The sequence below is a fragment of the Tsukamurella spumae genome (assembly GCF_012396015.1).
Taxonomy (GTDB): Bacteria; Actinomycetota; Actinomycetes; order Mycobacteriales; family Mycobacteriaceae; genus Tsukamurella; species Tsukamurella spumae.
The window spans coordinates 1-7,201 of record NZ_JAAXOQ010000057.1; the positions used below are offsets into that span (position 1 = coordinate 1).

Here is a 7,201-nt window from a genome sequence, read left to right on the forward strand (position 1 = left end):
ACGACAACGCGATGAAATCCACACCCAACCCCAGCGCGAACTCCAGATCCTCAATGTCCTTCTCACTGAGCGCAGGCACCGACACATTCATCCCCGGCAGCGACACACCCTTGTTGTTCGACACCGGGCCACCCTCGGTGACCTCACACACCACATCGTTACCGTCGACCGAGACCACCGTCAGCCCGACCTTGCCGTCATCGACCAACAACCGATCACCCGGACGCGCATCCTGCGCGAGCTCCTTGTACGTCGTCGACACCCGATCATGCGTGCCGACCACATCATCGACGGTGATCCGCACCGTCTCCCCCGTCTCCCACACCGTCCGACCATCACCAGCGAACCGACCCAACCGGATCTTCGGGCCCTGCAAATCCGCCAGGATCCCCACCGCACGGCCCGTCTTATCCGACGCAGCACGAACACGCTCGTAATTCACGCCGTGATCAGCATGCTCACCATGACTGAAATTCAGGCGCGCAACATCCATACCCTCCTCAACGAGAGCAAGCACCTTCTCATCAGTTCCGACAGCAGGGCCCAGAGTGCAAACGATCTTGGTTCGACGAGTCACAGCGAACACGTTAGTCCTCCGTATTCCGCGATGCGGAGTCTCCCGGCAACCCGCCGGTATCCATCAGGCGAACATCGTCCGCCGCAGCGGCATCGCCGTCCTCGTCCGGCGACGACGTCTCCGACGGTTCTTCCTGGTCGGCGGCAGTTCCCACCGACTCCGTCCCCGGACCGCCCACGAGGACGCTGGCCTCCCGCCCCTTCGGGGCGAGGAAGAAGTAGGCGAGCGCCCCGGCGAACACGAGCGCCGCGGTGAACACGTTGATCCGGACGCCGAGGATGTGGGTGGCGTGATCGTCGCGCATGAGCTCGATGAAGAAGCGGCCCAGGCAGTACCCGGCGACGTACAGTGCGAACAGCCGGCCGTGCCCGATGCGGAAGCGGCGGTCGACGATCACCAGCAGGCCCGCGACCAGTAGGTTCCACACCAACTCGTAGAGGAAGGTGGGCTGCACCGTGGCGAGAACGACGCCTGTGCTGTGCCCGTCGAGCACGTCGGGGCCGCGCTGGCCGACGCTGTTGGCCCGTTCGAAGATCTTCAGTCCCCAGGGGAGCGTGGTCGGTGCGCCGTAGAGCTCCTGGTTGAACCAGTTGCCGAGGCGACCGATGGCCTGGGCCACGATGATCGCCGGCGCGATGGCGTCGGCGAAGGGCCCGAGCTTGATGCCCATCTGCCGGCATCCGATCCACGCGCCGACGCCGCCGAGGGCGACGGCGCCCCAGATCCCGAGGCCGCCGTCCCAGATCCGGAACACCGCGCCGAAGCCGCGCCCGCCCTCGCCGAAGTAGGTCGTGAAGTCGGTCATCACGTGGTAGAGCCGGCCGCCGACGAGGCCGAAGGGCACGGCCCACACGGCCACGTCGATGACCTGGCCGGGCTTGCCGCCGCGGGCGACCCACCGGCGATCACCCCACCAGCAGGCGACGATGATGCCGACGATGATGCACAGCGCGTACGCGCGGATCGGGATGGGCCCGAGGTGCCACACGCCCTGGGCGGGGCTCGGAATGCTCGCGAGGATCACGCCCGTCACCCTACTGACCCGCCGCGGTGGCCGTCACTGCGAGCGGAGCCGCTGCCACAGGTCGGGCCACGCCGCGGTCCGATCGGTGTAGAGCCGGACCACCGGGTCGCCGTCCTCGCCCGGTACGGGAACCGCCCGACGGTGCCGGAACGCCCCGTCGAGCACGGGTGACGGATCGCCGATCCACAGCACGGACCGGGCATCGTCCGGCGGGCGGCCGAAGTAGTAGTACGCGCGGTGGCCGCTGTAGGCGCGGGGCAGGCCCTGGTCGCGGCCGTAGTAGTCGACGGCGGCGGCGAAGGGGTAGCTCTCGGCGACGATGACCAGCCCGTCGCGGTCCGCGGGCGACAGGCTCCGGTAGGCCGCGACGACGGTGTCCGACAGGCCCTTGAGCATGGTGTCACCGTCGATGAGCATCGTCGCGGGCGCACGCAGGGGTGGGGTGCCGATGCGCTCGGCGACGCCGGGCGACCACACCGGCGAGGCCGCGATCCAGCTCGCGGCCGAGCCGAGGAGCGCCACGATCGCGACGATCCGCAGCGCGGTGGACCCGCCGCGACGGCGCCTGCCGGCCCACGACTGCGCCGCGACCGCGCCGGCCGCCATCGGTAGCGCGTAGACGGAGGCCAGGTAGTAGGAGCGGCCGTGGGTGATCACGATCGCGGCCACGACGAGCACCAGCGCGACCCCGAGGAACCGATACGGACGCAGAGCGGGCGAACGGAGCAGCGCCACGGCGCCCACCAGCAGCAGCGGCAGGCCGATGAGCAGCCCCGCCCCGAACAGCCCGACCAGCGCGAAGCCCGCGCCGCCGGGCCACTCGGCCCGGACCACGGCCCCCATCCGGGTGTACGCCCAGTCGTGGCCGGCCTGCCACCACAGGGTGGGGAGGATCGCGACGACCGCGAGCGCCGCGCCACCCCACAGCGCCGGTCGGGTGAGCAGGCGGCGGGGCCCACAGGCGAGCGCGCCGATCGCGACCGCGATCCACAGCGCCGGGACCAGGAACTTGGTGAGCAGTGACAGCGCGGTGACCGCGCCGGCCGCGAGCAGCAGCCGGTCGTCGCGGGCGCGGCCCCAGCGGACCAGCAGGTAGGTGATGACGGTCCACCACAGCGGGTCGATCGAGTAGGTCGCGAGCCAGTGCCCGACGGAGCTGACCAGGGACATCGCGACCGCGGCGGCGGCCAGGACCTGCGCCCACCGCCGGCCGCCGAGTTCCCGGGCGATCAGTCCCGTGAGCAGTGTGATCGCGACGACCGCGAAGGTCGCCGGGAGTCGCAGCACCACGAGGTTCCCGTGCGCGAGCCGGTCGAGGCCGGCGGCGAGCAGCGGCACCAGGGGCGGCTGGTCGAAGTATCCGGCGGCCGGATGATCGCGCCCGGCGACCACGAAGTAGGCCTCGTCGAAGAAGTGACCGTAGTTGCGGCTGCCGAGCAGCATGACCGTCAGCACGACGGTGCCGACTGCGGCGAGCGGGAGCCGCGCGAGTGGTGCGAGTGCATTTCCCGTTCCGGCGCGCGGGTCGGTGGCGAGTGCGGTGACCTGGGATGTCATGTCCTCGACGGTGCCGGGTGCCCGCCCCGGCCGGTAGCGCCGTTCGGCGGCGCGTCGACCGACGAAAGGAGGTATCGGCACCGTCGGGCACCTCCCTACGATGGCTGCATGACCTCCGATCCCGCCCGCCGCGTGCGCGCCGTCCAGGCGGCCTTCCTGGCGGTGTCGGCGGTCGGCACGGTCGCCTTCGTGGCGGTCCTGTTCCCCGGGCTGCGGGGCGCGGACCTGTGGTGGGGCGCCGCGGCGATGCTCGCGGCCACCGCCGCGGTCGCCGTCCTGCGCCCCGTCCTCGCGGCGCCGGTCGTCGCGGTGGCCGGGTGCTTCCTGGTGCTCGGGCCGTGGGCCGAGGCGGCGGAGTCGGGCGCGGCGGTGTGGATCGCGGTGGCCGCCTCGCTCGTCTCCGCCGCGGCCGCGCAGACCGCACGGGATCGGCGTGACACCGTGATCGCCTTCGCGCCCTTCGCTGTGTTCGCGGTGGCCGTCGCCGCGTCCTCCCACTCCACGTGGGGCGCGCTGGGCTCCCTCGCCCCGGTGCTGGGCGGGTCGACGGTCGGCCTCGGGATCCGGTTGCGGACGGCCGGGCGGGAGCGCCGGGCGCTCGCGGATCGGCAGGCGCGCGCCGACGAACGCCTCGCGCTCGCCGCGCAGCTGCACGACCTCGCCACCGCGCGCCTGACCCGGATCGTCCTCGCCGCCCGATCCGGCGGTCAGCCCGGGATCGAGGCCGACGCGCAGGCCGCACTCGCCGACCTGCGACGCGTGGTGATCGGGCTGCAGGCCGACGACGCGCCGTCGGTGCCGTTCGCCGCGGACGGACTGGCCGAGGCCGCCGACATCGACGGCGCGATCGCCGACGCAGTGCACCGGGCCCGGAACGCGGGCCAGCGCGTGGACCTGAGCGGCTCGCTCGGTGCGCCGCTCCCCCGCGCCGCGGCCGACTGCCTGGCCCGGGTCCTCGAGGAGGGTCTCGCGAACGCCCGCAAACACGCCGCCGGGGCGCCGGTCGAGGTCGAGATCACCGCGCACGGCGTCCGGGTGCACAACCCCGCCGCGGCGGCCGACGCCGAGCTCGCCGCGACCGGCAGCGGGACTGGCCTGCGCGGATTGGACGCCCGCACCGCGCTGGTCGGGGGCACGCTCCGGCACGGCCGGTCGTCCGACGGCGGCTGGACCCTGCAGGCCGAGTTCCCGGCGGCCACCCGATGACGGTGCGTGTGCTGGTGGCCGACGACGACCCGATCGTCCGGGAGTACCTGCGGTCGGTGCTGTCCGCGGAGCCGGACCTCGATGTCGTCGCGACGGCGGCCGACGGTGCCGCTGCCGTCGAGGCGGGGATCGCGCACGCGCCACAGGTGGCGCTCCTCGACGTCCGGATGCCCGGCGTCGACGGCATCGTCGCGACCCGTGCGCTGCGCGATCTCGATCCGCCGGTCGCGATCGTGCTCATCACCACGCTCGACACCGATGCCGTGCTCGTCGACGGGCTCGCCGCGGGCGCAGCGGGATTCGTGGTCAAGACCGCCGAGCCGGCGCTGCTCGCCTCCGCGGTGCGGACCGCTGCGTCCGGCGGCTCGCTGCTCTCGCCCGATGCGCTCGCCCGGCTGGTTCGCCTCGCCGGCGACGGGCCGCGTCACGATCCCCGGATCGACGCGCTCGGCGCGCGCGACCGGGACGTGCTGCGCGAGCTCGCGACCGGGGCGTCGAACGCGGAGATCCGGCGCGGCTGTTCCTGGCGGAGTCGACGGTGAAGGGCTACGTCTCCTCCCTGATGACGCGCCTGGACTGCGCCAACCGGACCCAACTCGCCCTCCTCGGGGCGCGGCTGTGAGCGCGACCCCGGACCTCGTGGTGCTGGGCCTGGGCCCCGCCGGACGGGCGGTCTCGCACCGGGCCGCCGCGGCGGGCCTGACGGTGCGCGCCTTCGACCCCGCCCCGGACGCGCGGTGGCGGCGCACCTTCGGCCTGTGGACCGACGAGCTCCCCGCCTGGCTACCTCCGGGGGTGGTGGCCGCGGTCTCGTCGCCGCAGGTCGTCGCGCGGAGCCGGTTCGACCTGCGGCGCGACTACGCGGTACTGGACGTCGACCGCCTCCAGGACGCGCTGCCGCTCGACGGCGTCGACGTGCGCGCGGGCCGCGCCGGCCGGAGCGGGCACGGCGGCGCGTTCGTCATCGACGCGCGGGGGCCGGCACCGTCGGGCCCGCTCGGCATGCCCCGGCAGACTGCGGTCGGGGTGCTGGTTCCCGTCGGGGCGCACGAGGAGCTCTGGATGGACTGGCGGGTCGCGCCCGGCGTGCCCGACGGTGCGCCGGCCTCGTTCCTCTACGCCGTGCGGGTGTCCGACGACGCGGTCCTGCTGGAGGAGACCTGCCTCGCGGGGGCACCGCCGATCCCCGTCGACGCGTTGGAGGCGAGGCTCCGGGCCCGGCTGGCGGCACGCGGCGTCACTGCCGGACCGGTGCACGAGCGGGTGGACTTCCCCCTGCTCGCGCCGGGTGCGCGGCGAGGCCGCGGGTGGTGCGGCGCCGGAGTCCGGGGCACGACCCTGCACCCGGCGACGGGCTACTCGGTGGGCGCGTCGCTGACCTTCGCCGACGATGCGGTGGCCGCGCTGCGGGCCGGGCACAATCCGGTGAGCCGGGGCGATGTCGCGGCGCATCGGCTGCGGGAGGCCGGGCTCCGGGCGCTGTTGGGCATGTCACCCGACGAGCAGCGTGACTTCTTCGACGTGTTCTTCGGCCTGCCGGACCGACACGTGCGCGCCTTCCTGTCGGCCCGCTCCCCGACGACCACGAACGCCGCAGCGATGGCTGCGGCGTTCGTGGCGGCGCCGTGGGGGCTGCGCCGGCGCCTGGCGCGGGCGGTTACTCCGCCGGCTTCTCCGCGGTCGCACCGGCGCCGCTGAAGTCCGCCTGCTCGATGTCCAGGGCACGGGCCTGCGAGATCAGGTCCTCGAGGGCCGCGGGCGGCAGGGCGCCGGCCTCGTTGTAGACCAGGTTGCCCTTCTTGAACACCATGAGCGTGGGGATGGAGCGGATGTTCGCGGCGGCGGCGAGGCTCTGCTCGGCCTCGGTGTCGACCTTCGCGAAGACCACATCCCCATGGGCTTCCGATGCCTTCTCGAAGGTGGGCGCGAAGGCGCGGCAGGGGCCGCACCAGGAGGCCCAGAAGTCGACCAGCACGATGTCGTTGCCGGTCACGGTCTGGTCGAACTTGTCAGAGGTCAATTCAATGGTCGCCATACCCCCACCAACGAATTTTCCGACTCCCTGATTCCCATTCGCCGAAATGTCGGATCGGCTCGCTATCCTCTATCTCGGGCGCGCACCCGCGCGCCGCATGTACACCGGTACATCTTCAAAGGGGATACACATGACCGACGTGCTTCGCGCAGGTAACCAGCTCGGCCTCGGGGAGACTCTCGACTCCCTCAACGGCGGCTACACGCTGACCCTGCAGGGCGATGGCAACCTCGTGCTGACCGAGGGCGCCGGCACCGTGGTGTGGGCCAGCGGCACCGAGGGCAAGGGTGTCGAGCGGGCCAACTTCCAGACCGACGGCAACTTCGTTCTCTACAACGGCGCCGGCGAGGGCGTCTGGTCGACCAAGACTGAGGGCTCGGGCGCTGACCGCCTCGTCCTGCAGGACGACCGCAACCTCGTCGTCTACGCCGGCGATGCCGACAAGTGGGCCTCGAACACGGCCACCGATCAGCCCGCGCCGGCCCGCCAGGCCGCTCCGGAGCCCGAGCCCGTCGCCGCCGAGGCGCCGGCTCCCGCACCGCGCACCCACACCGTCGCCTCGGGCGACACCCTGTGGGCCATCGCCGAGCAGTACCTGGGCGACGGCAACCGCTACACCGAGATCGCGCAGCTCAACAACATCGCGAACCCCGATCTCATCAACGTCGGCCAGGTTGGCAGATAGGGCTAGTGGGTACGCCTAGTCCGGCGATCCGGTACTTCGATTCCGGCGACTCGGTACTCCTTAGGGCGGGCGGGGTGGTCTGCTCGGGGTGAGGCGGCGCGACTGCGCCGCTTCTTC

At 72.6% G+C, this 7,201-nt stretch carries 8 protein-coding genes; 4 read left to right on the forward strand and 4 right to left on the reverse strand.

The window, feature by feature from the left end; all coding sequences use genetic code 11:
* From HF999_RS21825 to HF999_RS21835, 3 genes are all read right to left on the reverse strand, one after another.
* Positions 1 to 577: pyruvate kinase (locus HF999_RS21825; protein ID WP_312854235.1), on the reverse strand; the 577-nt coding region annotated here is incomplete at its 3' end.
* A 10-nt stretch (positions 578 to 587) separates the two neighbouring features.
* On the reverse strand, positions 588 to 1,601 hold the full coding sequence (gene lgt / locus HF999_RS21830) for a prolipoprotein diacylglyceryl transferase (RefSeq protein ID WP_168547868.1): 1,014 nt from the start codon (positions 1,599 to 1,601) through the stop codon (positions 588 to 590).
* Positions 1,602 to 1,634: 33 nt separating this feature from the next.
* Positions 1,635 to 3,239: a glycosyltransferase family 39 protein gene (locus tag HF999_RS21835; RefSeq protein WP_312854236.1), complete on the reverse strand. Its 1,605-nt coding sequence runs from the start codon at positions 3,237 to 3,239 to the stop codon at positions 1,635 to 1,637.
* Positions 3,240 to 3,266: 27 nt separating this feature from the next.
* Between HF999_RS21835 and HF999_RS21840 the strand changes: the two genes are divergently transcribed.
* From HF999_RS21840 to HF999_RS21850, 3 genes are all read left to right on the forward strand, one after another.
* A complete protein-coding gene (locus HF999_RS21840; RefSeq protein WP_168547869.1) occupies positions 3,267 to 4,364 on the forward strand; it encodes a sensor histidine kinase in 1,098 nt (365 codons plus the stop codon).
* Positions 4,361 to 4,906, forward strand: coding sequence for a response regulator (locus HF999_RS21845; RefSeq protein ID WP_246208432.1), 546 nt, complete (start codon positions 4,361 to 4,363; stop codon positions 4,904 to 4,906). Before HF999_RS21840 ends, HF999_RS21845 begins: the two co-directional genes overlap by 4 nt.
* 76 nt (positions 4,907 to 4,982) lie before the next feature.
* Complete coding sequence (locus HF999_RS21850; RefSeq protein WP_168547870.1) at positions 4,983 to 6,062, forward strand: lycopene cyclase family protein; 1,080 nt, start codon at positions 4,983 to 4,985, stop codon at positions 6,060 to 6,062.
* On the opposite strand, the gene trxA is transcribed toward HF999_RS21850, so the two are convergent.
* Positions 6,022 to 6,399, reverse strand: coding sequence for a thioredoxin (gene trxA / locus HF999_RS21855; RefSeq protein WP_168547871.1), 378 nt, complete (start codon positions 6,397 to 6,399; stop codon positions 6,022 to 6,024). The two genes, HF999_RS21850 and trxA, sit on opposite strands and share 41 nt — an antisense overlap.
* A 130-nt stretch (positions 6,400 to 6,529) precedes the next feature.
* Here trxA and HF999_RS21860 point away from each other — a divergent pair, with 130 nt between their 5' ends.
* Entirely contained in the window at positions 6,530 to 7,084 is a 555-nt protein-coding gene (locus HF999_RS21860; protein WP_168547872.1) for a LysM peptidoglycan-binding domain-containing protein, read from the forward strand.
* Positions 7,085 to 7,201: the final 117 nt, after the last annotated feature.